This is a genomic window from Pseudarthrobacter sp. MM222, assembly GCF_947090775.1.
Classification (GTDB): Bacteria; Actinomycetota; Actinomycetes; order Actinomycetales; family Micrococcaceae; genus Arthrobacter.
The window spans coordinates 233153-257849 of the sequence record NZ_OX352321.1; the positions used below are offsets into that span (position 1 = coordinate 233153).

At 67.0% G+C, this 24697-nt stretch carries 23 protein-coding genes; 13 read left to right on the forward strand and 10 right to left on the reverse strand.

The features are described from left to right. The first annotated feature begins 36 nt into the window (after window positions 1-36). The 4 genes from OM977_RS01160 (at window position 37) to OM977_RS01175 (ending at window position 3264) form a co-directional block, all read left to right on the forward strand. Complete coding sequence (locus OM977_RS01160; RefSeq protein WP_264355739.1) at window positions 37-1281, forward strand: acyltransferase family protein; 1245 nt, start codon at window positions 37-39, stop codon at window positions 1279-1281. Continuing rightward, window positions 1278-1622, forward strand: coding sequence for a GNAT family N-acetyltransferase (locus tag OM977_RS01165; RefSeq protein WP_264355740.1), 345 nt, complete (start codon window positions 1278-1280; stop codon window positions 1620-1622). The genes OM977_RS01160 and OM977_RS01165 overlap by 4 nt, the downstream gene beginning before the upstream one ends. 124 nt (window positions 1623-1746) lie before the next feature. Further along, complete coding sequence (locus OM977_RS01170) at window positions 1747-2454, forward strand: hypothetical protein (protein ID WP_264355741.1); 708 nt, start codon at window positions 1747-1749, stop codon at window positions 2452-2454. A 30-nt stretch (window positions 2455-2484) separates the two neighbouring features. Beyond that, window positions 2485-3264: an SDR family NAD(P)-dependent oxidoreductase gene (locus tag OM977_RS01175; RefSeq protein WP_264355742.1), complete on the forward strand. Its 780-nt coding sequence runs from the start codon at window positions 2485-2487 to the stop codon at window positions 3262-3264. 217 nt (window positions 3265-3481) lie between these two features. Here OM977_RS01175 and OM977_RS01180 read toward each other — a convergent pair whose 3' ends face one another. Both OM977_RS01180 and OM977_RS01185 read right to left on the reverse strand, forming a co-directional pair. After that, the gene (locus OM977_RS01180; protein ID WP_264355743.1) at window positions 3482-4552 is read right to left on the reverse strand and encodes an FUSC family protein; all 1071 of its coding nucleotides are present in this window, start codon (window positions 4550-4552) and stop codon (window positions 3482-3484) included. Window positions 4553-4763: 211 nt separating this feature from the next. After that, entirely contained in the window at window positions 4764-6362 is a 1599-nt protein-coding gene (locus OM977_RS01185) for an MFS transporter (protein ID WP_264355744.1), read from the reverse strand. A gap of 410 nt (window positions 6363-6772) precedes the next feature. Between OM977_RS01185 and OM977_RS01190 the strand changes: the two genes are divergently transcribed. Together OM977_RS01190 and OM977_RS01195 are read left to right on the forward strand one after the other, a co-directional pair. Continuing rightward, window positions 6773-7012 (forward strand): hypothetical protein, encoded by a 240-nt coding sequence (locus OM977_RS01190; RefSeq protein WP_264355745.1) that lies wholly within the window; start codon window positions 6773-6775, stop codon window positions 7010-7012. An 89-nt stretch (window positions 7013-7101) separates the two neighbouring features. Beyond that, complete coding sequence (locus tag OM977_RS01195; RefSeq protein WP_264355746.1) at window positions 7102-7359, forward strand: hypothetical protein; 258 nt, start codon at window positions 7102-7104, stop codon at window positions 7357-7359. A gap of 101 nt (window positions 7360-7460) precedes the next feature. Here OM977_RS01195 and OM977_RS01200 read toward each other — a convergent pair whose 3' ends face one another. Further along, complete coding sequence (locus OM977_RS01200) at window positions 7461-9989, reverse strand: ATP-dependent DNA ligase (protein WP_264355747.1); 2529 nt, start codon at window positions 9987-9989, stop codon at window positions 7461-7463. Window positions 9990-10029: 40 nt separating this feature from the next. Here OM977_RS01200 and ku point away from each other — a divergent pair, with 40 nt between their 5' ends. Further along, the gene (gene ku / locus OM977_RS01205) at window positions 10030-11058 is read left to right on the forward strand and encodes a non-homologous end joining protein Ku (RefSeq protein ID WP_264355748.1); all 1029 of its coding nucleotides are present in this window, start codon (window positions 10030-10032) and stop codon (window positions 11056-11058) included. A 29-nt stretch (window positions 11059-11087) separates the two neighbouring features. Here ku and OM977_RS01210 read toward each other — a convergent pair whose 3' ends face one another. Next, window positions 11088-11375, reverse strand: coding sequence for a DUF7218 family protein (locus tag OM977_RS01210; RefSeq protein WP_264355749.1), 288 nt, complete (start codon window positions 11373-11375; stop codon window positions 11088-11090). A 5-nt stretch (window positions 11376-11380) separates the two neighbouring features. Next, entirely contained in the window at window positions 11381-11884 is a 504-nt protein-coding gene (locus OM977_RS01215) for an SRPBCC family protein (RefSeq protein ID WP_264355750.1), read from the reverse strand. A 226-nt stretch (window positions 11885-12110) separates the two neighbouring features. Between OM977_RS01215 and OM977_RS01220 the strand changes: the two genes are divergently transcribed. Next, window positions 12111-12557, forward strand: coding sequence for an SRPBCC domain-containing protein (locus OM977_RS01220; RefSeq protein WP_264355751.1), 447 nt, complete (start codon window positions 12111-12113; stop codon window positions 12555-12557). A 123-nt stretch (window positions 12558-12680) separates the two neighbouring features. Here OM977_RS01220 and OM977_RS01225 read toward each other — a convergent pair whose 3' ends face one another. The 5 genes from OM977_RS01225 to OM977_RS01245 form a co-directional block, all read right to left on the reverse strand. Beyond that, window positions 12681-12959 (reverse strand): HPr family phosphocarrier protein, encoded by a 279-nt coding sequence (locus OM977_RS01225; RefSeq protein WP_264355752.1) that lies wholly within the window; start codon window positions 12957-12959, stop codon window positions 12681-12683. A 74-nt stretch (window positions 12960-13033) separates the two neighbouring features. Further along, a complete protein-coding gene (locus OM977_RS01230) occupies window positions 13034-15070 on the reverse strand; it encodes a PTS fructose transporter subunit IIABC (protein WP_264355753.1) in 2037 nt (678 codons plus the stop codon). A gap of 2 nt (window positions 15071-15072) precedes the next feature. Beyond that, on the reverse strand, window positions 15073-16059 hold the full coding sequence (locus tag OM977_RS01235) for a 1-phosphofructokinase family hexose kinase (RefSeq protein WP_264355754.1): 987 nt from the start codon (window positions 16057-16059) through the stop codon (window positions 15073-15075). Further along, window positions 16056-16856, reverse strand: a complete 801-nt coding sequence (locus OM977_RS01240; protein WP_264355755.1) for a DeoR/GlpR family DNA-binding transcription regulator — start codon at window positions 16854-16856, stop codon at window positions 16056-16058. The genes OM977_RS01235 and OM977_RS01240 overlap by 4 nt, the downstream gene beginning before the upstream one ends. Before the next feature lie 823 nt (window positions 16857-17679). Beyond that, the gene (locus tag OM977_RS01245) at window positions 17680-17943 is read right to left on the reverse strand and encodes a DUF6458 family protein (RefSeq protein WP_264355756.1); all 264 of its coding nucleotides are present in this window, start codon (window positions 17941-17943) and stop codon (window positions 17680-17682) included. A 241-nt stretch (window positions 17944-18184) separates the two neighbouring features. Here OM977_RS01245 and OM977_RS01250 point away from each other — a divergent pair, with 241 nt between their 5' ends. The 5 genes from OM977_RS01250 (at window position 18185) to OM977_RS01270 (ending at window position 24667) form a co-directional block, all read left to right on the forward strand. Continuing rightward, the gene (locus OM977_RS01250) at window positions 18185-19405 is read left to right on the forward strand and encodes a beta-ketoacyl-[acyl-carrier-protein] synthase family protein (RefSeq protein WP_264355757.1); all 1221 of its coding nucleotides are present in this window, start codon (window positions 18185-18187) and stop codon (window positions 19403-19405) included. A gap of 9 nt (window positions 19406-19414) precedes the next feature. Continuing rightward, window positions 19415-20053: an alpha/beta hydrolase gene (locus OM977_RS01255; protein WP_264355758.1), complete on the forward strand. Its 639-nt coding sequence runs from the start codon at window positions 19415-19417 to the stop codon at window positions 20051-20053. Between the two features lie 197 nt (window positions 20054-20250). After that, on the forward strand, window positions 20251-21285 hold the full coding sequence (locus tag OM977_RS01260) for a LacI family DNA-binding transcriptional regulator (RefSeq protein WP_264355759.1): 1035 nt from the start codon (window positions 20251-20253) through the stop codon (window positions 21283-21285). 109 nt (window positions 21286-21394) lie between these two features. After that, a complete protein-coding gene (locus tag OM977_RS01265; RefSeq protein ID WP_264355760.1) occupies window positions 21395-22138 on the forward strand; it encodes an HAD family hydrolase in 744 nt (247 codons plus the stop codon). A gap of 198 nt (window positions 22139-22336) precedes the next feature. Continuing rightward, window positions 22337-24667 carry a glycoside hydrolase family 65 protein gene (locus OM977_RS01270; RefSeq protein WP_264355761.1) on the forward strand — a complete coding sequence of 777 codons (2331 nt, stop codon included), beginning with the start codon at window positions 22337-22339 and terminating at the stop codon, window positions 24665-24667. Window positions 24668-24697 lie beyond the last annotated feature (30 nt).

The following is a 24697-nucleotide window of genomic DNA, read 5'->3' on the forward strand; positions in this document are numbered from 1 at the left end:
GTGATCGACCTCGCCAGGTTCTTTTGCCTTGCTCTCGTGGTCACCTCCCACTCCCTGATGGTGAGCCCGGAGCTGCATCCTGACGGCACGGTGACGACGGAGAATACCCTCGGCAACCAGCGCTGGTTCGAGCCCGTCGTCTGGATCCTCCAGATCATGCCGCTGTTCTTCGTGGCAGGCGGGATCACGGGGTTGCAGTCCTGGCGCAGGCTCCGCGCCCGCGGCGGCAACGCCGTCGACTTCATCCAGGGACGGATGTTGCGCCTCATCCGTCCGGCCAGCGTCCTGCTGGCCGTCATGTTCGCCGGCCTTTGGGGGGCTCGGTTGGCCGGGGTCGACGTGCAGGTCATCCAACTGCTGGCCACAGGCGCCGGGATGCCGCTGTGGTTCCTGGCCGCCTACCTGGCGGCCCAGCTGAACCTGCCGATGTTCGCCGCGCTGCATGCCCGGGCACCCCGGCTCACCCTCGCCGGGCTCGCGTGCCTGGTCATCACGGTCGATTGCCTGCGCGGGGCACTTCCCCTGCTGGCCTACCTCAACATGGTCTTCCTCTGGTGCGCAGTGCAGCAGCTCGGCTTTTTCCTGGCGGACGGCAGGCTGCTGGGCCTCACGCGTCCGGCCTTGGCGGGCCTGCTCGTGGGCAGCAACCTTGTGCTGGGGCTGCTCGTCGCACTGGGCCTGTACTCCGGAAACATGCTGGTGAACCTCAACCCACCCAACCTGACGCTACTCCTCCTGGCCATTGCGCAGGCCGCCGCGCTGCAGCTTTTCCGGCCGGCGCTCCTGCGGGTGGCGTCCGCGATCCGGCTGCGCCGGATGATGGCCGTCGTCGGCCGGCGGTCGATGACCGTCTACCTCTGGCACCTGCCCCTGCTCGCGGCCATGTCGGGCCTGCTGCTGCTCACTGACTTCCCCCAGCCAGCGGGGGGAACCCCCGCGTGGTGGTGGAGCAGGCCGCTCGTGCTGATGGTGGTCGTGATTCTGCTCCTGCCGGTGCTGGTCCTCTTCGGCAGGCTGGAAGACCGTCCGACGCCGGCGGCCGCTTCGCGCTCCCGCCCGGCGGCCGCGGTGCTCACCGCCGCCGCCGTCGTCTTCGTCCCGGTCGCCGACGCAGCCCTGAACGGGCTTACCCTGGGGCTCCTGGGCGGGGGAGCGGCCTGCTTCGCTCTGGCGGTCCTGCTGCTGGGCAGGGGCCCGGCCCGGACAGGCGTGCCGGCGCGCGGCGCCGGACCGGGCGGACCATTGCCACGCCCGCCATTAAGTGCCAATGTCGAACCATGACGGAGAACTCGGCAGCCACTGAAGACACGTTCAGCCCAGACGTCTCCACCACCCGTAACGATGCCCAGCACCGTTACGAGTTGCACGTCGGCGGCAAGCTGGCAGTAGAGATTCGGTTCATCGATAAACCCGGGCACGTGGAATTCGTCCACACCGACACGGCGGAACAGTTCCGGGGACACGGGCTTGCGAAAGTGCTGGCCCACTTCGCTCTGGATGATGTGGTGGCGTCGGGGAAGCGGATCAATCCAAACTGCCCGTTCATGTACCGCTACCTCCGCAAACACGACTCCTACAATCAGGGCGTCGACTGGCCGGAACAGCCCCCGCCCGATGCGTGACGGCGGGTCCCAGGCATCTCCGGACCGGCGCCGCCCGCGCCCGGGTTGTGAGCCGGACGACAAACTCGTAAGGTTTGAGCAGAGTTATGCAGTTGGCTCTTGGCCGTGTCTTTTGGAGAACCCCGTGAACCATAAACTGCGTGTGCTCGTCCGTGTGGATATCAACCCCGGACATGTGACTCTCGAAGTCACCGGCTGCCTGACCCAGGCGGATTTCCCGGCATTGCTGCACATTTTGCGCCGGACCGGCCGGCTGCAACCCGGATCGGAAGTCAGGGTAGACCTCCACGGTGCGTCGCACCTGGACCCCGAGTTACTGCTGCAGTTGCGTAGCATCGCGGCCGCCAGCGAGGGGCAGACAGGCGCCGAACAGTTCCGGCTCACGCTCGATGAGCCCGCCGAGTTGCCGATCTGCCTGCTCCACGTCGGCTCCGAGAGCGAAGTCCTCGCAGACCTTGACGGGGAGCTTGCCACCGTTCCGCTGGATTTCGGGAGCGAGGGGGTTCTGGAGGGCTTCCGGGGCGGGCCGCTGAGCTCCGGGCTCGATGAAAGCCCCGGCACGTTTCCGTCCGAGCTCAGCCTCATCAACGGGCTGGAACTTGCGGACTACTTCGAAGGAACGCTGGACCCTGCGGCCACGGTCCGCGCGCTCTCCGATGCCGCCCTCGGACAACTGGCCGATGCTTTGTACCGCCACCTGGATACCAGCAGCCCCTCCTTCGGCGCCCACACCTGGTATGAGCTCGCCGCCGAAGAGCTGCAGAACCGGCATCTGGCGGATGCGGACGGACCGGCGGAAGATGAACTTGCCGCAGGCCAGACCCTCGCCTGACCGGGCATCCCCTTCGCGTAGGCTGCCGCTATGAGCCCTGCCGCCGCGAGGCACCCTGACACCGCCCTGATCACGGGCGCAACCGCGGGCATCGGTGCGGAGTTCGCCCGCCAGCTCGCCGAGCAGGGACACGACGTGGTCCTGGTGGCCCGGGACACCGCCCGGTTGCAGGCCAAGGCCGAGGAACTGGAACGGCGCTTCAGCGTCCGCGCCGAGGTGCTGGCCGCCGATCTAGCGGACGACGCCGGCGTGGCCGCCGTCGTCGCGCGGCTCTCGGACCCGGCACGGCCGGTGGGGATCCTGGTCAACAACGCCGGGATGGGTCTGCTGGGCTCCTTCGCCGAGAACGACATTGCCGACGAGAAAAGGCATCTCAAGCTGCACGTTGAATCCGCCATGGAGCTTACGCACGCCGCGCTGCAGGGAATGCTTCTGCGCCAGTCAGGCCGGATCATCAACGTGGCGAGCGTGGCGGCGTTCCTGCCCCGGGAGACGTACTCCGCGGCCAAAGCGTGGATCGTGAGCTTCTCCCGGTGGGCCAACCTTGCCTATGCCAAGCGCGGGGTCAGGGTCACGGCGGTATGCCCCGGGTTCACCCACACCGAGTTCCACGACCGGATGGGGATGGACAAGGCGGTGGCCCCGCGCTGGCTGTGGCTTCAGCCTGAGCGCGTGGTCCGCGAGGGTCTGGCAGGCAACCAGCGGGGCAAGGCCGTCTCGATTCCGGCCAAGCGGTACAAACTGCTGACGGCAGCGGCCCGCGTACTGCCCTCCCGGCTTGTGGCCGGGCCGCCCCGGCGGGCCAAATAGCCTCTCGTCCCGGCCGCCGGACATGCTCATTTGTAGGGCCCGGGCGCAGGGGACATGCTCATTTGTGGAGCGGTGGACCGGACATAATGCCACTATGTCCACGGGACCTACGGAAGGAAGGGCATGCCCTGTGCTGACGTTGCCGCGCGATGGACATGCTCTTTCCCGAAGCCCGGGCAGACGGGACATGCTCATTCAGCGCTCCGGCCGCGTTGCCCTAACGTCCAAACGCTGCGGCGCCGGGGATCGTCCGGCGCCGGACCAGGATCACCACCGCAATACCCGTGCAGGCGCCCACCAGGGTCTCGACGGCCCGCTCGGACACCAGGACGTACGGGTCGGCTGGCGCGGCGAGCTGGGTCATCAGCAGGATCACCGGCGTGAAGGACACCATCGCCAGCCCGTAGTGCCGGGTCATGAAAAGCTCCGTGGAGAACTGCAGGACCATCACGAGGACCGCCAGGACGGCGGACTCATGCCCCGGGAAGGCACGCAGCGGCGAGAAGGCCCACGGAAACAGCACCGCCGCAACCACCACGAGGCCCAGCAGGGTGCCGACGATCCGGTGCAGGCCGCGGTAGACGCTGCTGGGCATGTCCGCACCCGCCAAAGGGACCGCCGCGGCAGCCATGGACCAGTGCGGGTGCCCGCTTCCGCTGAGGACCCCGAAGGCCCCCGCGATGCCGACCGCTGCCAGATAGCGGACCGCGTGGATCGTGGCGGCCCGACGGCGGTCCCCCCGGAGCGGCGCAACATCGCGTGCCGCCCCGGGATCCCAGGCGCGGCCGCGGACCCAGCCGCCGAAGCCGACCACCATGGAAAAAGCTGCGGACAGTGCACCGATCAGGACAGCGGTGTGCCAGGGGACGGTTGTCGGAACGGAGGCGCAGGCGCCCAGGGCCAGAATGCCGAAGAACGGGCCGTTGGGCAACAGGCCTACCTTGTCCGCGAAGAGGGATCCTGCAGCGGCCAGCAGGGCCTCGATGAGGACCAACGTCCAGGACTGGAGCTGATGCACCGAGAGGAAGACGCCGACGGCGATGCCTCCCACCAGCAGCAGGGAGGCCTGGCTCTGGTGCCTAAGCCGCAGCTGATGGGGTTCGGTCCGGCCGTACATTCCGGTCAGGGCGCCAAAGACGGCGTAGATCATGAGGTCGGGGCGTCCCGCCGCCAGCAGCACGAATGAGGGCACCGCGACGCTGACCGCGACACGCAGGGCAGAAACATGGTCCTTGTTGGGTGGCGCCAGGCTGTGCAGGGTGCGCAGGTGCCCTCGGAGGAACTTCATGGAACTCTTCTATCTCCAATCTCGGGGCTCTGTCGGCGGCCAGGGCAGCTGGGACGTAGCTTAGGCCCGGACACGCCTAAGGCCTGCCTTGGGCGCTTCCCCGAACAGGGAAAACACGCAAGGCAGGCCTCAAAGGGCGGGGCTCAACTACAGAGTCTGAACTAGCTGGGCCGGATCAGGATGATCCGGACCGGGCTGCCAGAGGGCACGCTCAGGCCCCGGCCGGAACCTTTTCGGTTTCGCGGGGAGCGGTCGAATCAGCCGCCACGGTGGTGAACGGCATGTCCATGTGCTCCAGGTCGATCAGCGGGTTCTCGTCCTGGGTGGCAACCAGCTCGCGGGCCTCGGCCTGGGTGTCCACGCTGGGCATGGACCCGGGCAGGGGGCGCTGGGCTGATTCCTTGAGGAAGTAGATCGCGACCGCCCCGATTGCCGAGGTGGCCATCAGGTAGTAGGCCGGCATCATGTCATCGCCCGTGCCTTCGATGAGGGCGGCAACGATGAAAGGTGTGGTGCCGCCGAAGATGGCCACTGCGAAGTTGTACGCGATGCCCATGGCGCCGTAACGGCTTGCCGTCGGGAACTGGGCCGGCAGGGCCGAGGCCAGGTTGGCCACGTAGAACGTCACCGGGAAAGCGATGAGGGAAAGTCCGGCCAGCGTTGACCATACGTCGCCGATCCCGATCAGCAGGAACGCCGGCGTTGCCAGCACCACGGTGCTGATGGCGCCGATCCACAGCACGGGACGGCGGCCGATCCGGTCGGACAGCTTGCCGGTCAGCGGGATGCAGAGGCTCATGATGACCAGCACGGGAATTGTCAGCAGGGTGCCGTGAACGGGATCGTAGCCCTTGGACTCCGTGAGGTACGTCGGCATGTAGGACGTCAGGGCGTAGCCGGCGGTGTTTGCGGCCGCCACCAGAATCATGGCGACGATCAGCGAACGCCAGTAGGCCTTCACGATTCCCACCGGGCCCTTGGACGCGACGGCATCGCCGGCGCTGGCATCCTTGGCATTGTCTTCCTGCGCGTCCAGAGTTGCCTGGAACTGCGGGGATTCTTCAATCTTGTTACGGAAGTAGATGGCGATCAGGCCCAGAGGGCCGGCAATCAGGAACGGGATTCTCCAGCCCCACTCTTCCATTGCGCTCTGCCCGAGGGTCAGTTGCAGCACGGAGACGAGGGCTGCGCCCATGGCGAAGCCGAGGTAGCTGCCCATATCCAGGAAGCTGGCGAAGAAGCCGCGGCGTTTGTCCGGGGCGTACTCGCTGACGAACGTAGTGGCGCCGGCGTATTCGCCGCCGGTGGAGAAGCCCTGGACGAGTTTCAGGACAACCAGGAGCGCTGCCGCCCAGATGCCGATCTGCGCGTAGCCGGGCAGGAGCCCCACTGCGAAGGTGCTGGCGGCCATGATCATTAATGTGGCCGCAAGGACCTTCTGGCGGCCAATCTTGTCGCCGAGCCAGCCGAACACGACGCCGCCGAGGGGGCGGGCAATGAAGGTGGCGGCGAAGGTTCCCAGCAGGAACAGGGTCTGCACGGACTTGTCCGCTTCAGGCAGGAACACCGGTCCCATGGTAGTGATCAGGTAGCCGAACACTCCGACGTCGTACCATTCCATGGTGTTTCCGACGATGGTGCCGCCGAGTGCTTTCTTGAGCATCGGCTGGTCTACGACGTTGACATCCGACTCTTTGAGTCGACGGCGCAGTAGCTTTGGTTTTCTCGCACCCTTGGATGCAACTTGGTTGGTTCCGCTGGCGTTCAGAACGCCTGCTGAAGAGTCGGTCGTGCTTCGGTCTGTGGGCATTTGGGCCGCTCCTAGGGAGGTCATTTGCTTGCGACTTGTAGCTGCCCCGCTCTGGGCAGGCTTTCAATTTTACGCGAAAACCATGGAGTTTCCGATCCGGGTGGCGTATGATCACCTGTTTCGGGCCCCGATCGGGTCGAAATGGCGGATCGGTTTTCCGTGATCTCGCCGCGCCGTTGCTGGGAACCGGTCTAGTCCGCGGTGCGGTGTCCAAACTTTTTCCTGAACCGGCCTGCGGGTGCAGGTTTCGCCGCGGATCACGCTTTCACCCGCCGGTTCGCGGGCCAGAACGGGATGCTCCGGGAGCTCTGAAAAGGGGGTACCCAAGGACTCCAAAAAGCGCTTAGGGTGAAGTTATCTTTAGTGCTGACGACAGCCCACCCACAGAGACCACTCAAGGAGAGCAGTCCATGACCGGCAAAGACACCGAAAAGACCGATTCCAAGGCGGAGAAGGCCCCCGGCAACGGGCAGGCAGAGGCCGCCGGTGAAGAGGCGAAAGGCATCAAATCACGCCTGACGGACGCCCAAAAGGAAATGCTGGCCAGTAAGTCCCGCGGCGGGACCTCGACGCAGAGCGTCGGGCACAACCACAAGCCCACCCACGCGAGCGGGAAACAGGGTCCGGCCGAGAAGAAGGTCCGCTGGTAGGGCCACCGACGGCGGCAAAGCACGATGAGCATTTCATTTCACGGCAACAATTCTTCACGGCAGCAACGCCGCAGCGGAAAGGAAGAGAAATGGCAGAACATCGCTTCGGAGACGAGATCGAACCAGGGGTAGCCAGTCATCTGATGGGGTCCATGGGCGACGCTCCCGGACCGGAGGTCAAGCGCCCCGCACCGCCCACGGCCGCCGAAGGCAAACAGTGGCCGGACGGTAGCGGCAAGCGGCGCCACCCCAAGGACAACGACACCGCGCACGGCCGGATGGGCCACGAAGCGGCGGTCACCGCCGTCCACCGGACCGCGCGGCCGGACGTCCCGCACTCCTCCTAGGGCCAGGACCTGGGATTTCACCCCGACCTAACCAGCCCGGGACACAAGCATCGGGTGTCCCGGGCTTTTCGCTGTCCGGCGCTTCCGGGGGTCTCCGCCGCTCAGCCCTGCTCGAGCACCACGTCCGCCGGGTCCTTGTCCAGCCGCCAGCCCCGCCAGACGGGGTGCCGCAGTTTCCCGCTGCCGGTCCATTCCCCATAAGTGACCTCGCCGACGAGCCGGACGCTCACCCAGCGGGCGTCTGAGGCATCGGCGGCCGGGACCTCATTGAAAGGGGACGTCTTCCGCGGAAGGGCATCGAGCTGCTGCCGCAGCTCCTCAAGCTCACGAGTGCTGAAACCGCTGCCTACCCGCCCCACGTACCGCAGCTTTGAACCGTCCGGGATGCCCAGCAGCAGCGAGCCCACGGACTGGCTTCGCCCGCCCTTTCCCGGCCGCCAGCCGCCGACCACTACTTCCTGGGTGCGTTCAAACTTGAGTTTGAGCCAGGACCGGCTGCGCTGGCCGACGTACCGGCCGTCGGTGCGCTTCGCCATCACCCCCTCGAGCCCGAGTTCCTGGGCGCTTTCCAGGATGTGGGTGACGTCGCCGTCGATCACGGCGGAAAGTTCCACCGGGCAGGCGGAGGGCTGGAAGAACTTCTCCAGCCGGCCGCGGCGTTTGGCCAGCGGCAGCCGCCGGAGGTCCTGCCCGCCCTCGGACAGCAGGTCGAACAACATCAGCCGCACAGGGATGGAGGGTTGGGCCTTCGCCACGTCCGAGGGCCTGGTCAGCTTCATCCGACCCTGCAGCAGCCCGAAATCGGGCCGCCCGGAAGGCCCGACGGCGACGATCTCGCCGTCGGCGATGAAGTCCTGGTCCGGCCAGCAGGAGCGGTCGGTCAGCTCCGGGTACGTGGCTGTCACATCGTTGCCGTTGCGGCTGAACAGCCGGATTCTGTCTGCGTCCGCGACGACCAGGGCCCGCACGCCGTCCCACTTGAGTTCGAACTGCCAGTCCATGTCCGGAAGATCCGCAGGAGTCCCCGGGCTGGCCAGCATCGGCGTGAAGTCGTGCGTGAAGTCGGGTGCGGCGGGCGTCTTCCCGGTGTCCGCGGGGGACTTCTGGGCCGGTCGGGTTTCGGGGCGGTCCTTCGACGGCGGCGCGGGATTTTCCTTCTTCGAGCCGAGGGGGTCCATCAGGTGGATCAGCCATTGGTCGTTGCCCTGGCCGGTGTGGATCAGGGCGAACCTGCGCGTGCCGCCAAGGCCTCCGCCGTCCTGGCCCGTCAGGGTGGCGATGACCTCCTTGCCCGCGATCCACTTCTCCACTTCGTAGTGCCCGCGGTCCCAGATGCTCATGGTCCCGGCACCGTACTGGCCTTTGGGGATGGTGCCTTCGAAGTCCAGGTAGTCCATGGGATGGTCCTCGGTCTGAACCGCGAGGTGGTTCTTGGCCTTGGAGACGGGGACGCCTTTGGGCAGCGCCCAGGACACCAGGACGCCGTCGCGCTCCAGCCGCAAATCGAAGTGCAGCCTGCTGGCATGGTGTTCCTGGATGACAAACGCCTCCCGGCGGGCGCCGGCGTCGGCCTCCGCGCGGTGCCGCTCGGCCGTGAACGGCTCGGGGGTGGCCGCCGCGTCCCGCTTGATGCGGTACGTCTCCAGCCGGGGGTCGGTGTGGCCGCCGTCGCCCGGGCTGTCGGTGGGAACGTGTCCCTGCCGTTTCGGCTCGGTGCCGGATCCTTTGCCTCCCGAAATGGCCGCGAAGGGATCCTTGCCCGCTTTCACGCGTTTCAGGACCTCCTGGTAGTCCAGCTGGTGCAGGGATGCGGCGCTGAGTTCACGCCAGGTCCGGGGCGCCGCCACGGTCGGACGAAGCCGCCCGCGGAGCGAGTACGGCACGATGGTGGTCTTCGCGGCATTATTCTGGCTCCAGTCCACCAGGACCTTGCCGGTGCGGAGGGCCTTCTTCATATCGCTCACGGCTAGCCCGGGATGGTCCGCCTCCAGCGAACGCGCCAGTTCATGGGCGAACTCCGAGATCTGGTCGGAACTCTGCGTCCCGTCGAGGGAAGCGTAGAGGTGGATTCCCTTGCTGCCGCTGGTGACCGGGACGGGGTCCAGGCCGACATCCTGCAAGATGGTCCGGGCCAGCATCGCGACTTCCACGCACTCCGGCAGCCCGGCGCCCTCGCCCGGGTCGAGGTCCAGCACCAGCCGGTCCGGCGCCATGGCGTTGCCATGGGAGTCCACGCGCCACTGCGGCACGTGGATCTCGAGGGAGCCGATCTGGGCCAGCCAGGTCAGGGTGGCGGGATCATTGACCAGCGGGTATTGGATGGCGCGTTCCTTATGCGTGATGGAAGCGCGCGGTATCCAGCCCGGCGTCGAGTGGTCCAGGTTCTTCTGGAAGAACATCTCACCCGGGGCCTCGGCCGTTCCGACGCCGTGGACCCAGCGCTTCCGGGTCGCCGGCCGGTTCACGGCGGCCGGGATCAGCACGGGCGCCACGGCGGCGTAGTAGGCGAGGACGTCGGCCTTGGTGGTGCCGGTCTCCGGATACATCACCTTGTCCAGGTTCGTCACCACCAGCTCCCGGCCGTCAACGCGCACCCTTTCCCGGCTGTTAGCGGGTGTCCGTTCAGGCATAAGGCTTCTCCTCCGTGCAACTGTGATGTTCACTTGATCCATGAGAGCCATCTGGAAAGGCGCGATAGCGTTCGGGCTGGTCAACGTGCCGGTTAAGGTCTACACCGCGACCGAGGATCACGACATCAGCCTGCATCAGGTCCACAACGCCGACGGCGGCCGGATCCGCTACCAGCGCCGCTGCGAGATCTGCAGCAAGATCGTGGACTACGAGGACATCGACAAGGCCTACGAGGACGACGGCCGGACGGTGGTACTCAGCCGCGACGAACTCAAATCGATCCCTGCCGAAAACAGTCACGAGATCGACGTCGTGCAGTTCGTCCCGGCCGAACAGCTGGACCCCATCATGTTCGAGAAGAGCTACTACCTTGAACCGGATGCCAAGTCGCCCAAGGCCTACGTGCTGCTGCGCCGCGCCCTGGAGGACACGGACCGGGTGGCAATTGTGCAGTTTGCGCTGCGCGACAAGACCCGCCTGGGTGCACTGCGGATCCGCGGCGACGTGCTGATGCTGCAGGCCCTCCTCTGGGCGGACGAAGTGCGCGAGGCGGCCTTCCCGGCGCTGGAGACGTCCGTCAGGATCTCCGCCCAGGAGCGGGAGATGTCCGCCGCGCTGGTGGACTCCATGGCCGCAGATTTCGATCCGGCGCAGTTCACCGACGAGTACCAGCTCCAGCTGCGCCAGCTCATTGACGCGAAGCTGGAAAAGGGCGAGTCCCTGGACACCGAGGAGACCTTCGGAGCCCCCGCCGCTGAAGCGGGCAGCGGCGATGTGATCGACCTGATGGAAGCGCTCAAACGGAGCCTCGAGAAGAAGCGCGGCGGCAACGCGGCGGGCACAGCCGGGGACACCGAGGACAAACCCGCCGCGAAGTCGCCCTCGAAGGCCGCCGCCAAGCCGGCGCAAGCCAAGACGGCGACCAAGACCGCCGCCAAGTCGGCCACCAAGGCGGCGCCTAAGGCAGCGACGAAAACTGCCGCCAGGACTCCCCGGGCCGCGGCAAAGACGGGGGCCGCGAAGACCGACGCCAAGGCTACCGAGAAGACCGCGCGCAAGGAGGCCTGAGTCCGGCAGGTGGCCCGCGGCCATCGGAATCAGGAGTTCCTGAGCGCGGAGATGAGCTCGCTTTTCTTTTTGGCCGAGTAGCCCTTGAGTCCGATCTCCTTGGCGCGCTTCTTCAGCTGGGGGACCGTCCAGTCCTCATAGTCACCGGACTGGCCGCCCTTCCGGCCCACGGCCGAGCGGCCCTTAGCGGCGGCGGCATTGGAGATGCGGGCGGCCTTCTGCTTGGAGGCGCCGTCCTCCACCAGTTTCTCGTAGAGTTCCGGATCCTTGATGCTGGGGTTCTCGGCACCGCGCGGGGTGTCCTTCTTCGTGGGCACGGCTGTTACCTCGGCCGCTGGGTTCCGGCGCCGCCGGGGGTGTCGTCGTCCACTTCCCCCTGCGCGACGGAGGAGCGCCACTCGCCGGTTTCAATGCCGCGGGATTCAATGAACTCCTTGAAGCGCCCGAGGTCCGCCGTGACCTGACGGTTGTCCGCCCCGAGCGCGGAACCCACGTTCTCCACGAAGCCTTCGGGATCCCACTCCAGTTCCACACTGACGCGGGTGCGCTCCGCGTCCAGGGGTTCGAAGGTCACGGTTCCGGCGTTGCGGGGCTTGTCCGTGCTGACCCAGGCAATTTTGCGGTCGGGGGTCTGCTCGGTGATCTGGGCAAAGTATTCGCGCCTGACCCCCGCGACCTCGACCTGGAACCGGAGCGAGGTCTCATCGATCTGTTCCACCGATTCGACCCCCTTCATGAACTCCGGGAAGGTCTCGAACTGCGTCCACTGGTTGTACGCGGTGGACACGGGAACGTCGACTTCAATGCTTTCCAGCACGCTTGCCACGGGCTGATCTCCTTTGGCCGGGGACGCATTCCTGCCGCGGCCCATGCCGGATGAGCCGCGGATTCCAAACTATCGGCGCCGCCGCGCCGTGACAAGCGCTTGCTAAGGCTGCTTGCGGCAGCGGAACGGGGCACCGGCTGTCTGCTCCCGCCTGTTCGCGGGCCTGCGCTCGGAGTAGTCTCGGTGCCGGGCGGCCCGCCCGTCCGACCAGCATGGAAGGGAAGCCATGGCAGGCAACTATGTGGCGACGTCGACCGTCACCATTGACGCTCCGCCGCCCCGGGTCTGGACAGTGATCACGGACCCCGCGGCTGTCAAGGAATTCATGTTCGGGACCGAGTTACTCACGGACTGGTCCGTGGGCGCGCCCATTGTATGGCGCGGCGAGTGGGAGGGCAGGGCCTACGAGGACAAGGGGGAGATTCTCGAGTTTGAACCGGACCAGCGCCTCGTCCACACGCACTTCAGCCCCCTTGGCGGCCAGGCGGACGCGCCGGAAAATTACCATACTTTGACCTGGACTCTCGAGGACGACGCCGGAAAGACGCGGCTCACGCTCTCCCAAGACAACAACGACAGCGCTGAGGCTGCCCAGCATTCACAGGAGATGTGGGACAGGCTAGTGGCCGACGTCAAGAAAATCGCGGAACAGAAAATCGCGGAACAAGCGTAGGGCGCCCGCCGTCAGGCACGGCACGGAACTCCGCCGGATGCCCCCTTAAAGGCTTCCGGCCGCCGTCCCGCCACTGCCCCGTCAGTCGGGGGAGGGCGGGACGGCGGCCGGAAGGCAGCGCTGCTAGACGGCGTCGTGATCCGTCTCGAGGATCTGGACGAGGCGCTCGAGGGCGGCGTCGGCGCCCTCTCCCTCGGCACGCAACACCACCACCTCGCCGTGCGATGCGCCCAGGCTCATCAGGGACAGGATGCTGGCGGCGTCCATGGCCTCGTCCTCGGGTTCGCCCAGACGGGCGATGGTGATTTCGAGATCGAACTCGCCTGCAGCCTCGGCAAAGATGGCAGCCGGGCGGGCGTGCAGCCCTACACGGCTGGCGATGGTGGCGTTACGTTCGGTCATTTCTGCTCCTTGTATATCAAAAAAAGGAATGTAGGCCCGGGAAGGTCGGCTCGGAAGGGATTTCCGGGACCGGCTTAGACGGTTACGGGAACCGGTTCAACCGTATCAACGGTCTTCTTGGCTGCCCAGCGCTTAAGGGCGATCACGGCAAGGGCGCTGACCACGGTTCCGGCGAGGATGGCGACGATGAACATCACCAGGTTGCCGATGGCGAAGAATACGAAGATGCCGCCGTGCGGTGCCTGCGAGGTGACGCCGGTGGCCATGCAGAGTGCCCCGGTGAGGGCGCCGCCCAGCATGCTGGCCGGGATGACGCGCAGCGGGTCCGCCGCGGCGAACGGGATGGCACCTTCGGAGATGAAGGACGCGCCCAGCAGCCAGGCGGCCTTGCCGTTTTCGCGCTCGTTCAGGGTGAACAGCTTCTTATCGAGGACAGTGGCCAGGGCCATTGCCAGCGGGGGCACCATGCCTGCGGCCATCACGGTGGCCATGATCTGCCATGGCGCCTGGTTGGTGGCGCTGCCGGCGCTCAGGCCGGCCACGGCGAAGGCATAGGCAACCTTGTTGACCGGGCCGCCAAGGTCGAAGCACATCATGAGGCCCAGGATGATGCCCAGGATGACGGCGGACGCGCCGGTCATTCCCGAGAGCCAGCCGTTGAGGGCTTTGGTGAGGCCCGCGATCGGCCCGCCGAGGACCAGGATCATCAGGCCGGAGGCGAAGATGGACGCAAGCAACGGGATGATCACCACAGGCATCAGGCCGCGGAGCCAGCGCGGTACCTGCCAGGTTCCGATCAGGTGTGCCATGTAGCCGGCGAGCAGGCCGCCGATGATGCCGCCGAGGAAGCCAGCGTCCATGAATCCAGCCACCGCACCGGCGACGAAGCCCGGCGCGATACCGGGCCGGTCGGCGATGGCGTAGGCAATGTAGCCGGCCAGCGCTGGAACAAGGAAGCCCATCGAGAGGGCACCGATTTTGAAGAGCACAGCGCCGAGGTAGAGCGCGAGGCCGCCTTCAGGGAGATTGAACAGCGTATTGGCAGCCAGGATGTCGTTGGCTTTGGTTCCAATCGCGATGTCGTAGCCGCCCAGGAGGAAGCCCAGGGCAATCAGCAGGCCGCCGCCGGCGACGAACGGGATCATATAGCTGACACCGGTGAGCAGTGCCTTCTTCAGCTTCTGGCCGATGTGCTCGCCCTTTTCCTGGGCCTGCTGGTCCGCCTGTTCCTCGGCGCCGAAGTGCGGAACGCGGCGGGCGTGCGGGTTGTCCGCGGCGGCGAGGGCCTCCTGGACCATCTTGTCCGGCTCGTCGATGCCGCGCTTGACGGGGGCGTTGATGACGGGCTTGCCGGCGAAGCGCTCCTTGCCGCGGACGTCGACATCCACGGCGAAGATCACGGCGTCGGCGGCGGCGATGACGGCCGGGTCCAGCGGCTTGGCGCCCGAAGATCCCTGGGTCTCGACCTGCAGGTCGACTCCGGCTTCCTTGGCCGCGGCCACGAGCGAATCGGCGGCCATGTAGGTGTGGGCGATGCCGGTGGGGCAGGCTGTGACGGCCACGAGGCGCTTGGGGCCACGGGCGGAGCCTGAGTCCCCGGCGGCAGGCGCCGCGGCAACGGCAGCGGCGGCCGGAGCCGCTGCGGCGTGGGCAGCGGGCTTGTCTGCCAGCGCGCCCTCGACGAGTTCGACAATCTCGGCTTCCGAGTTGGCTGCGCGCAGGGAGGCGGTGAAGTCCTTCTTGATCAGGGACCGGGCGAGCTTGGACAGGAGCTTGAGGTGCTCCTGGTCCGCGCCTTCGGGGGCCGCGATGAAGAAGATCAGATCCGCGGGGCCGTCCTTGGCGCCGAAATCAACCGGCTGGGACAGCCGTGCCATCGCCAGCGTCGGTTCGATGACCGCCGTCGACCGGCAATGCGGGATCGCGATACCGCCGGGGACGCCCGTGGCAGTCTTGGATTCCCGGGCAAAGGCGTCGGCGAAGAGGCCTTCGGCCTCGGTGGCGCGTCCGGTGGCCGCAACTCTGCCTGCCAGATGCCGGATCACGTCCTCGGGCGAGCTGCCCAGGTTCTGGTCGAGCTCGACCAGTTCGGTTGTAATGAGCTGAGTCACTGTCAATCCTTCCGGAGGGCCGTGATGGTTACGGCATCAGGGGTGGTTTGGTGGACTGCCGGGACGGTGGAGCCCGGCAGGGAAGCGGCGGCGGCACCATGGGCCACAGCCTGACGCAGACAATCGACCGGGGCATCGCCCTGGCTGGAGGCGAGCAGGTAGCCGGCCAGCGACGAGTCGCCGGCTCCGACAGTGCTGACCGCGGTGACCGGCGGATGCGTGGCGAGCCACGCGCCGTCGGCCGTCACAAGCACCGCACCCTTGGAGCCGAGGGTTGCCAGGACGGCGCCCACTCCGGAACGCACGACGGCGCCAGCGGCGGCCGCGGCAGCCTCCGGGTCCGCTTCGAGCTCCTCGGCGGTCTTGTTGGTGGCGAATCCGGCTGCGGCAGCCAGTTCCACCAGTTCCTCGGCATTGGGTTTCAACAGATCAGGTTTCCCGGCGGCGTCGCCCGAAACGGCGGCGGCGAGCGGTTCCCCTGAGGAGTCGACGGCGATGCGTGGGGCATCGGTCCCGCCGTGGATGGACCGTAGCCGCCGGGTGACGGTGGCGTAGAAGTCGGCCGGAACTCCTGGTGGGAGCGAACCGGCCAGGACAACCCAGCTGGCGCCGCGGGAGTGGTCCAGGAGCAGCCCGATCAGGGCCTCCTGCTGGTCCTCACTCAGCACCGGGCCGGGTTCGTTGATTTTGGTCGTGACGCCGCCGGGCTCCGTGAGTGCCACGTTGCTGCGCAGCGGCTCGCCAATGGGAAGAGCGGCGAACGGGACGTCGCCGTCCCGCAGCCCGGCGAGGACCGGATCGGCCTCGGCCCCGGGCAGCACCGCGATGGTCTTCAGCCCGGAGGCGACCAGGGCTCGGGAGACGTTGACTCCCTTGCCCCCGGACTCCTGCCGGACGGAGACGGCCCGCTGGACCTCGCCGCGGAGCAAGGGTCCTGGCAGGGCGACGGTGCGGTCCAGGCTGGGGTTGGCGGTCAGGGTGACAATCATGCGACCACCACCTCGACGCCGGCCTCGGCAAGGGCGTCGGCGAGTGCCTGGCTTGGTTTCGTGTCAGTGATCAAGGTGTCCAGATCTTTCAACGAGGCGAACTGGACGAGGGTCTCCGCGTCCAGCTTGGAGGAATCAGCCAGCACCACGATGCGGCGCGCTGATTGGACGAAGGCAGCCTTGACAGCGGCTTCTTCAGGGTCGGGGGTGCTCAGCCCGAAGGCTGCATGGATGCCGTTGGTGCCGATGAAGGCGATGTCCGGGCGGATCCGGCGGGCCGCTTCCACCGTTGACTGGCCGACGGCGGCCTGCGTGAGTCCGCGGACCTTCCCGCCGAGCAGGTGGAGGGCGATGCCGGGTTCACCGGACAGCTTGACCGCGATGGGCAGCGCGTGGGTGATGACGACGAGTTCGTTTCCGGAACCGGGTGCACTGCCGCCGGCCGTCCGCGCGGCCAGGAGTTCCGCGAGGGCCTCGGTGCTGGAGCCTGCGTCGATGAGGACGCTGCCGGAATGGTCCTTGGGGATGAGAGCGAGGGCGGCCTCGGCGATGCGGGTCTTTTCCGGCTGGCGGAGGACGGTCCGCTCAAGGATGCTTTCCTCCGTGGTGCTGAAGCGGTCCGGGGACACCGCGCCGCCATGGACGCGGCGTACGCTGCCGGCCGTTTCGAGGGCAGCCAGGTCGCGGCGGATCGTCTCGGTGGTGATGCTGAAGCGTTCGGCAAGGTCCGTGACGCTGGCCCGCCCACGGGCGGTGATGAGCCCAACAATCAGCTGTTGGCGTTCTTCGGCGAACACTGGCCCTCCCTTGCGTCAGTACCGGAACCCCACGGTGGGTCCCTGGCCGCTTCCGTGACAGCTGTCACACGAAGTGGAATTGGTTGACTTTATCTTTGATCGTGTTGCTTTGTCAATGGAAACCAACATGAACACAGAAGCGCGGTGCCTGGTGCGGGGGGACATGCCCATTTTTAGGCCCCGGCCGCTCGGGACATGCTCATTCTTACGCCCGGCAGCGCGGGACATGCTCATTTTTCGCGCCGAGGAATGGGCAGGTGGGGTATATGTCCAGTGGCCGACGCGGGCACGGAACATGTCCAGTGGCCGGGCGGGGCAGCGCGGGACATGTCCATTGGTCGTGCTGGGCACCGCGGGGCATGCTCATTGTTCGCCACGGCGGTGCGGAACATGCTCATTTTTCGCGCCGAGGAATGGCCAGATTCGCTATATGTGCAGTGGCCGGCGCCGGCACGGGACATGTCCAGTGGCCGGGCCGGGCAGCGTGGGGCATGTCCATTGGTCGTGCTGGGCACCGCGGGGCATGCCCACTCTTGCCGCGCCAGCGCGGGGACATGCTCATTGTTCGCGCCGACGAATGGGCGGATTGGGTGTCTGTCCACGGGTCGGCGCGGGCACGGAACATGTCCAGTGGCCGCCGGGGCGAGCGCGGGACATGTCCATTGGTCGGCGCGACCGAGGAGCATGTCCAGTGGCCGGGCCCGGGTGCGGGCCCGGCCGGTCACACGGCTGGGAAAGCCCAACGGGCCAGGGCCGGTCCAAACCACCAGGGTCGGGACCGGCGCGCAGGTTGCTTGCCCAGTGCGGCGCAGCAAGGGACGACTTAGATGCCGCCGTCACGGCTTTCATTGCGAGTGATCGTCTCGCCGGTGTTGGGGTCGACGACCGAGCGCGTCTCGCTGACCCGGCGGCTGCGTCCACGGCCGGGGGAGGCGAGGACCAGGGAAGCGATGAGTCCGATGACGCCGACCACCATCAGGATGTAGCCGACCATGGCCTGGTCGACATTCGGGATCAGGCCGGGAGCGACGGCCCAGGCGAGGATGGCGCCGAGGGCGATGAGGAAGATGGAGGAACCGATTCTCATGACTTGCTCCTTGTTGTCCGTGGACGGATAGGTATTGCTAAGTCTGCTGTCAATCGACACGCTACATCCCGGTACCTGTCGTTTCAACGAACCGGCCGAGGCAAATGCCGCGCCGTTTCCGGACGGGCACCCGTCGGCGGCACGTACGCTTAAGGGGTGCTTGGCGTCAGCTCTCGAAGCACGCCCGCCCTCGCACTCCCAGCGGGTCTATCGGCGGGCCTCACAGAAACCCGGTTCGCAAATGTCTGAAGTTTCCCCCCGAGTCGTCATTACCGGGCTGGGCGCGGTGACCCCCGTCGGCGGCACTGCTGCCGAATCCTGGGATGCCCTGTTGGCCGGCCGCTCCGGAATCGCGGCCCTCGCCGACGACTGGGCCCAGGCGCTCCCCGTCCGTCTGGCCGGGCGGGTCACCTTGGACGTGGCAGCATTGCTCTCCACTCCCGAATACAAAAGGATGGACCGCTGCGGCCAACTCGCGTTGATTGCGTCGAGGGAGGCATGGGCCCAGGCCGGCCGCCCGGACGCGGACCCCGAGAGGCTGGCGGTGGTTATTGGCTCCGGCTACGGCGGCCTGGACACCACCCTGGAACAGGCCCGGACGCTCGATGCCAGCGGTCCCCGGCGTGTGTCCCCCCATACGCTCACGCGCATCATGACAAACGCCCCTTCGGCCTGGGTGTCCATGGAAGTCGGCGCCAAGGGCGGCGCGAGGACCCCGGTGAGCGCTTGCGCCTCGGGCGCCGAGGCGATCTCCCAGGGTGCGGACATGATCCGGGCCGGTGCCGCGGACGTCGTGATTGCCGGTGGCGTGGACTCCTGCATCAACGGCCTGATCATCAGCGGCTTTGCCCAAATTCGGGCCCTGTCCACCCGCAATGAGGACCCGCAGTCCGCATCCCGGCCGTTCGACCGTGACCGGGATGGCTTCGTGCTGGCTGAAGGCGCCGGGATTCTCGTGCTGGAACGCGAAGACCACGCGCGCGCCCGTGGCGCGGCAATCCTGGGCGTGGTGGCGGGGACCGCAGTGACGTCCGACGCCGTCGACATCGTCGCCGCCGATCCGGCCATGCAACGCCGCGTCATGGAGAAGGCCCTCGCGGCCGCGGAACTGAGTCCCCAGGACATCGGGCTTGTCCACGCCCACGCGACTTCCACGCCGGTGGGGGACCGCCTGGAGGCAGACGCCATCAAGGCCGTCCTCGGCAATCAGGTTCCGGTTACCTCAACCAAGTCCCTTACCGGACACCTTCTCGGCGGCGCGGGCGCGCTCGGCGCCGTCGTGATGGTGCAGGCGTTGCGCTCGGGAGCGTTGCCGGGCACCCGCAACCTTCAGGCGCCCGGTGACGGGGTGGACCTCAACATCATCCCGGAAACGGTCTCGGGCTTGTCCGCGACGGCGGGCATCACCAACGCTTTCGGCTTCGGCGGCCACAGTGCCGCGCTGGTGATCACCGAAAGCTAGGCTGGCCCCATGGAGACAGTCGTCTGGTCCAAGCCGGAACACGAACGCGATGGAACGCCGCTGCTGGTCATGATGCACGGGTACGGAACCGACGAATCCCGGATGATGAAACTCTTTGACGGCCTGCCGTCCGCGTTCAGCTGCGCCGCGCTTCGCGGTCCGAAAGTGATCGGGGACCACCACGGCTGGTTCCTGCTGGACTACTTCCTGACCCACGACTTCGCGGACGTCATCTCCTCGACCAACGCCGTTTTTAACTGGATCGAGTCCGTCAAGGACCGGCACAGCAGCGTCAGCCTGCTTGGATATTCGCAGGGAATGGCCATGGCGAGCACCCTGCTGCGCCTGCGGCCGACTCAGTTCCGGGCCACGGTGGGGCTTTCCGGCTTCGTGCTGCAGAACGAGCTCCTGGCTATGAGCGAGTCCTTCGAGACGCGCCCGCCGTTCTTCTGGGGCCGGGACAAGGATGACATGGTCATCAACGACGCCGCCACGGAGCACACCGAGGAATGGCTGCACGAACACACGCAGCTCACGGCCCGGACATACCCAGGCATCGGCCACAGCATCTCCAAAGAGGAGCTCGTGGACGTCAGCGCCTTCCTCCGCCACTACGTGCTCCGCCCGGTGACCGCCTCGCAAGGCTAGGGACGCCACGGGCCAACTGCGGCAGCACCAAAAGGGGCGCCAGCTCGGCTAGGTGCCAGAAGCGGCACCGCCCCCGCACAGCCCCGCGAGGGGCCCGAGGCGTTTTTATCCATTTGCGCGCTGAATTTGTAAGCGCTTACACTCGAGTACGGCCATGATGACGGCCACTTGATCCGGGGGAAGAAAGGGCCGAGCCCGTGCTGCAGGCAAAGACCCCGCGCGTCACCATCCAGGACGTCGCTGCCCTGTCCGGGCTCTCCATCTGCACCGTTTCGAGGGCGCTGCGCAGGCTGCCCAATGTTTCCGAAAGCGCCCAGGTCAAGGTCGCCGACGCCGCCGCCAAGCTCGGCTACAAGGCCTCGTCCGCTGCCTCGCGGCTCGCCGGCGGCAGCACCGGCGCCGTCGCCATCATCGCTCCCACTGCCACGGCGTGGTTCTTCGCCCGCGCAGTAGAGGCCGCCGAGGAAGTCTTTGCGGACAGCGGCTACGACACCGTCCTGATCAGCCTGCGGAACAGCCCCAGTGTGCAGCGCAAGCTGTTCGGCGACCTCGAAGGGCTCGCCCAGCGGGTCGACGGCGTGCTGCTGCTGAACATCGCCCTTAGCGAAACGGAAATGGCAGCCCTCGCCGCCTCGGGCCTGGCCGTTGCCAGTGTGGGCATGCACGGCGTCCCCTGGGACAACGTCGGCATCGACAACGAGGAAGCGGCCTTTACCGCCACCGACCATCTGCTCCGACTTGGCCACTGGGATGTGGCCATGCTGGCCGGCAGCGAAGCCGGCGAAGCCTCCCTGGTCACCGCCAACGAGCGGCTCAAGGGCTTTGAACGGGCCCTCTCCGAGCATGAACTAACCGTGGATCCGGACCTGGTGCTGGACGCCGGCTCCAGTATCGAGGGCGGCCGGCGGGCCATGACGGAGCTGATCGAAAACCGCAGGATGCCCACAGCGATCTTCGCCGGTTGTGACGAAACGGCCTTCGGCGCGGTGATGGCTTTGCGGGACCTCGGTTTGTCAGCACCGAAAAACGTGTCCATCATAGGAATAGACGATCATCAGATGAGCTGGTTCATGGGACTGACCACGATTGCCCAGCCAGTAGCAGACCAGGGCGCGTTCGCCGCCAACCTGCTCGTTGAAAGACTTCACCGCCCGGGGCTTCCGAATCCCCCGTCCAGCCACGTGCTGGAGACCAAATTGGTTGAGCGCAAGAGCACCCGCCGCCGACGTTGATGCCGGCAAGGCCGACGTCCGGCCAGTTTTCCAGAGAGATTCCGTACCCGCGTGCCCCCTACGCGCAATCGGCCCCGACTTCCCGCAAGGTCTGAAAGGACATCGACTAATGACTGAGTTTTCCAACGGCACCGCAAGTGCCGACGCGATCGACGGCGCCACCGCCATCCTCTTTGACCTCGACGGCGTGCTGACGCCGACGGCGATCGTGCACGAGCACGCGTGGCAGGATCTCTTCGACGGTTTCCTGAAGGCCACCCCGGAGGTGCCTGCCTACCGCGAAAGCGACTACTTCGACCACATCGACGGCAAGCCCCGCTTCGACGGCGTCCGGGACTTCCTGGCCTCCCGGGACATCGTCCTGCCGGAAGGCCCGCTGGATGACGATCCCGCAAATGACACCGTGCATGGACTGGGCAACCGAAAAAACAAGGTCTTCAACGACATCGTGGCCGCGGGCGGCGTCGAGCCGTATGAAGGCTCCGTGCGTTTCATCGCGGCCGCGCAGGCCCGCGGCCTGAAGCTCGCCGTCGTGTCCTCGTCCCGCAACGCACCCGCAGTGCTCAAGGCCGCGGGACTTTCCGAGCACTTCCCGGTGGTGGTGGACGGCGTCGTCGCAGTGGCTGAAGGACTTCCCGGCAAGCCCAGCCCTGCCACCTACCAATACGCCGCCCGGCTGCTGGGCCTGCCAAGCGAGGAATGCGTCGTCGTGGAGGACGCCGTCTCCGGCGTCCAGGCCGGAAGCGCGGGGAACTTCCACTCTGTGATCGGCGTGGACCGGGGAGCGGGCCGGGAGACCCTGCTGGCCGCGGGCGCCACCCTGGTGGTCAACGACCTCGACGATCTCCTCTAGCCAGACGCGGCTCTAGCGCGGCCTGGCCAGGACTCGCACCCGGCCAGGACCCGTGCGCGACGCTGGCTCTAGCCCGCGCCGCGCCGAGCCGGCCGCAGCCCTAGCCCGCCCCAACCCGGGCTTCGGCGCCGCGATATCTTCCGACCGCTCCACTTTTCACCGCAATGCTTGACCCGCCCAAAAAGGAAACTGACCATCATGGCCCTCATCACCTCGGACCGCGCCCGGTTCCCCAACGACCCGTGGCAGCTCGTGGAGACCGTTCACCTCCCCGGCAACGCCGGCACGCTGGAGACCCTGTTCAGCCTCGGCAACGGCCACCTGGGCATTCGCGGTGCCCACTGGGCGGCCGCGGACGCCGACCTGCCGGGCAGCTTCATTAACGGTTTCCATGAGACGTGGGACATCAAGCATGCGGAAAACGCCTACGGTTTCGCCCGCACCGGCCAGCGCATCCTCTACATCCCGGACGCCAACAACTTCACGGTGGTCATCGACGGCGAAACCCTGAGCCTGGAGGAGTCCACCGTCCTGGACTACCGGCGCAGCATGGACTTCGCCACGGGCATCTATGAGTGCCGGATCGTCTGGCAGTGCCGCTCCGGCGCCACCGTCACCACCACGGAACGCCGCGCCGTCGGCTACGAGGCCCGTGGCGCCCTCGGCATCTCCCTGGAACTCGCCGCTGACCGGGACATCTCCGCGGACGTCACCTCTTCCGTGATCAACCGCCAGGACCAGCCGGTCGAGGACCACTCGGCGCACGACCCGCGCCGGGCCGGCCGGCACGCCGGGCGGGTACTCCTGCCGGTGCGGCTCGACGGCGGCGATGGTTCGCTGCGCCTGTCGTGGGAAACCGCGGAATCGAAGCAGCGGATCGGCTTGGCCGTGGACCACTGGACGTCCGCGGGCGTGCAACCCTTCGACACCCAGGTGCACGAGGATGACAGCAGTGTCCGCTATGTCCTGGCCGTCGGCGCGGACGAGCCGTTCGTGCTGGAGAAGAGCGTCAGCTACGCCGTCGGGCAGTCTGTCGAGGACCTCGCCGACGCCGCAGAAGCCGGCCTCATACCCCTCAGCGAGATCTTTGCCCAGAGCGTGGCGCACTACCGCGACTACTGGACGACGAGCGACATCGACCTGCCCGGACAGACCGAGCTGCAGCAGGCGGTTCGCTGGAACCTCTTCCAGCTGGCCCAGGCCACGGCCTGCGCCGATGTTGCGGGCATCCCGGCGAAGGGCGTCAGCGGCTCCGGCTACGAGGGCCACTACTTCTGGGACCAGGAGGTGTACCTGCTGCCCTACCTGACCTACACCAACCCGGGGAACGCGCGCCAGGTCCTTGAGTTCCGCCACGACATGCTGCCGGAGGCCAAGATCCGCGCCAAGGAGCTCAGCGTGGACGGGGCCCTGTTCCCCTGGCGGACCATCAACGGGCTCGAGGCCAGCGCCTACTACGCCGCCGGCACCGCCCAGTTCCATATCGCCGCGGCGATCGCCTTCGCAACCAACCGCTACATCTGGGCCAGCGGCGACACCGAGTTCCGGAAATCCCTCGGCGCCGAGCTGCTGATCGAGACCGCCCGGATGTGGGTCTCGCTGGGCTTCTTCGGCAAGGACGGCCTCTTCCACATCCACGGCGTCACCGGCCCGGACGAGTACACCGCCGTCGTCAACGACAACCTGTATACCAATGTCATGGCGCGCTTTAACCTGCGTGCCGCGGCGGCGCTGGACCACCCGGAAATCGACGACGCCGAACGCCAGCTCTGGGAGCAGGCCGCCAACCGCATGCAATTGCCCTACGACGAGGACCTCCAGGTGCACTCGCAGGACAACGACTTCATGACCCTGGAGCCCTGGGACTGGAGTACCCCGCGGTCCAAGTACCCGCTGCTGCTGAACTTCCACCCGCTGGTGATCTACCGGCACCAGGTCCTGAAGCAGGCGGACACCGTGCTGGCCATGTTCCTGCAGTGGCAGGATTTCAGTGCCGAAGAAAAGCGCCGCGCCTTCGATTTTTACGATCCGATCACCACCGGCGACTCCACCCTCTCCGCCTGCGTCCAGGGCATCATGGCGGCCGAGGTGGGCTACGGCAAGGCCGCGCTGGAGCACTTCACGCACGCGCTGTTCATTGACCTGGACGACACCCACGGCAACACCATCGACGGCGTCCACATCGCGTCCACCGGCGGCGTATGGAGCTCGCTGGTCAGCGGCTTCGCCGGCCTGCGGGACCAGGGCACCGTGCCCTACTTTGACCCGAGGCTGCCGGCGGAATGGGACGGGCTGTCCTTCCACCTGAAGGTCCAGGGCAGTCTGCTGCACGTCGGCCTGGAGCAGGGATCCATCACCCTGACCGTCCGGGAGGGTGCACCGCTGGACGTCGACGTCCGCGGGGAACTGCTGACCGTGGACGGCGACCCCGTCCGCGTTCCGCTGGCGCCCGTGGCCGCGCCTGAGCCCACGATCTTCCCCAGCGGACTTCCGACGGCGTCGATCCCGGTAGTCCGCGCCGCCGTCTAGGTCGCCCCACCCGGGACCCGCGAGCCGAGG

Coding starts and splice junctions, on each gene's coding strand:
- OM977_RS01220 (WP_264355751.1), top strand. CDS start 12,111: ATGGCAGGCAACTATGTGGCGACGTCGACCGTCACCATTGACGCTCCG.
- OM977_RS01175 (WP_264355742.1), top strand. CDS start 2,485: ATGAGCCCTGCCGCCGCGAGGCACCCTGACACCGCCCTGATCACGGGC.
- OM977_RS01225 (WP_264355752.1), bottom strand. CDS start 12,959: ATGACCGAACGTAACGCCACCATCGCCAGCCGTGTAGGGCTGCACGCC.
- OM977_RS01165 (WP_264355740.1), top strand. CDS start 1,278: ATGACGGAGAACTCGGCAGCCACTGAAGACACGTTCAGCCCAGACGTC.
- OM977_RS01250 (WP_264355757.1), top strand. CDS start 18,185: ATGTCTGAAGTTTCCCCCCGAGTCGTCATTACCGGGCTGGGCGCGGTG.
- OM977_RS01265 (WP_264355760.1), top strand. CDS start 21,395: ATGACTGAGTTTTCCAACGGCACCGCAAGTGCCGACGCGATCGACGGC.
- OM977_RS01190 (WP_264355745.1), top strand. CDS start 6,773: ATGACCGGCAAAGACACCGAAAAGACCGATTCCAAGGCGGAGAAGGCC.
- OM977_RS01195 (WP_264355746.1), top strand. CDS start 7,102: ATGGCAGAACATCGCTTCGGAGACGAGATCGAACCAGGGGTAGCCAGT.
- OM977_RS01200 (WP_264355747.1), bottom strand. CDS start 9,989: ATGCCTGAACGGACACCCGCTAACAGCCGGGAAAGGGTGCGCGTTGAC.
- OM977_RS01270 (WP_264355761.1), top strand. CDS start 22,337: ATGGCCCTCATCACCTCGGACCGCGCCCGGTTCCCCAACGACCCGTGG.
- ku (WP_264355748.1), top strand. CDS start 10,030: ATGAGAGCCATCTGGAAAGGCGCGATAGCGTTCGGGCTGGTCAACGTG.
- OM977_RS01255 (WP_264355758.1), top strand. CDS start 19,415: ATGGAGACAGTCGTCTGGTCCAAGCCGGAACACGAACGCGATGGAACG.
- OM977_RS01185 (WP_264355744.1), bottom strand. CDS start 6,362: ATGCCCACAGACCGAAGCACGACCGACTCTTCAGCAGGCGTTCTGAAC.
- OM977_RS01180 (WP_264355743.1), bottom strand. CDS start 4,552: ATGAAGTTCCTCCGAGGGCACCTGCGCACCCTGCACAGCCTGGCGCCA.
- OM977_RS01245 (WP_264355756.1), bottom strand. CDS start 17,943: ATGAGAATCGGTTCCTCCATCTTCCTCATCGCCCTCGGCGCCATCCTC.
- OM977_RS01235 (WP_264355754.1), bottom strand. CDS start 16,059: ATGATTGTCACCCTGACCGCCAACCCCAGCCTGGACCGCACCGTCGCC.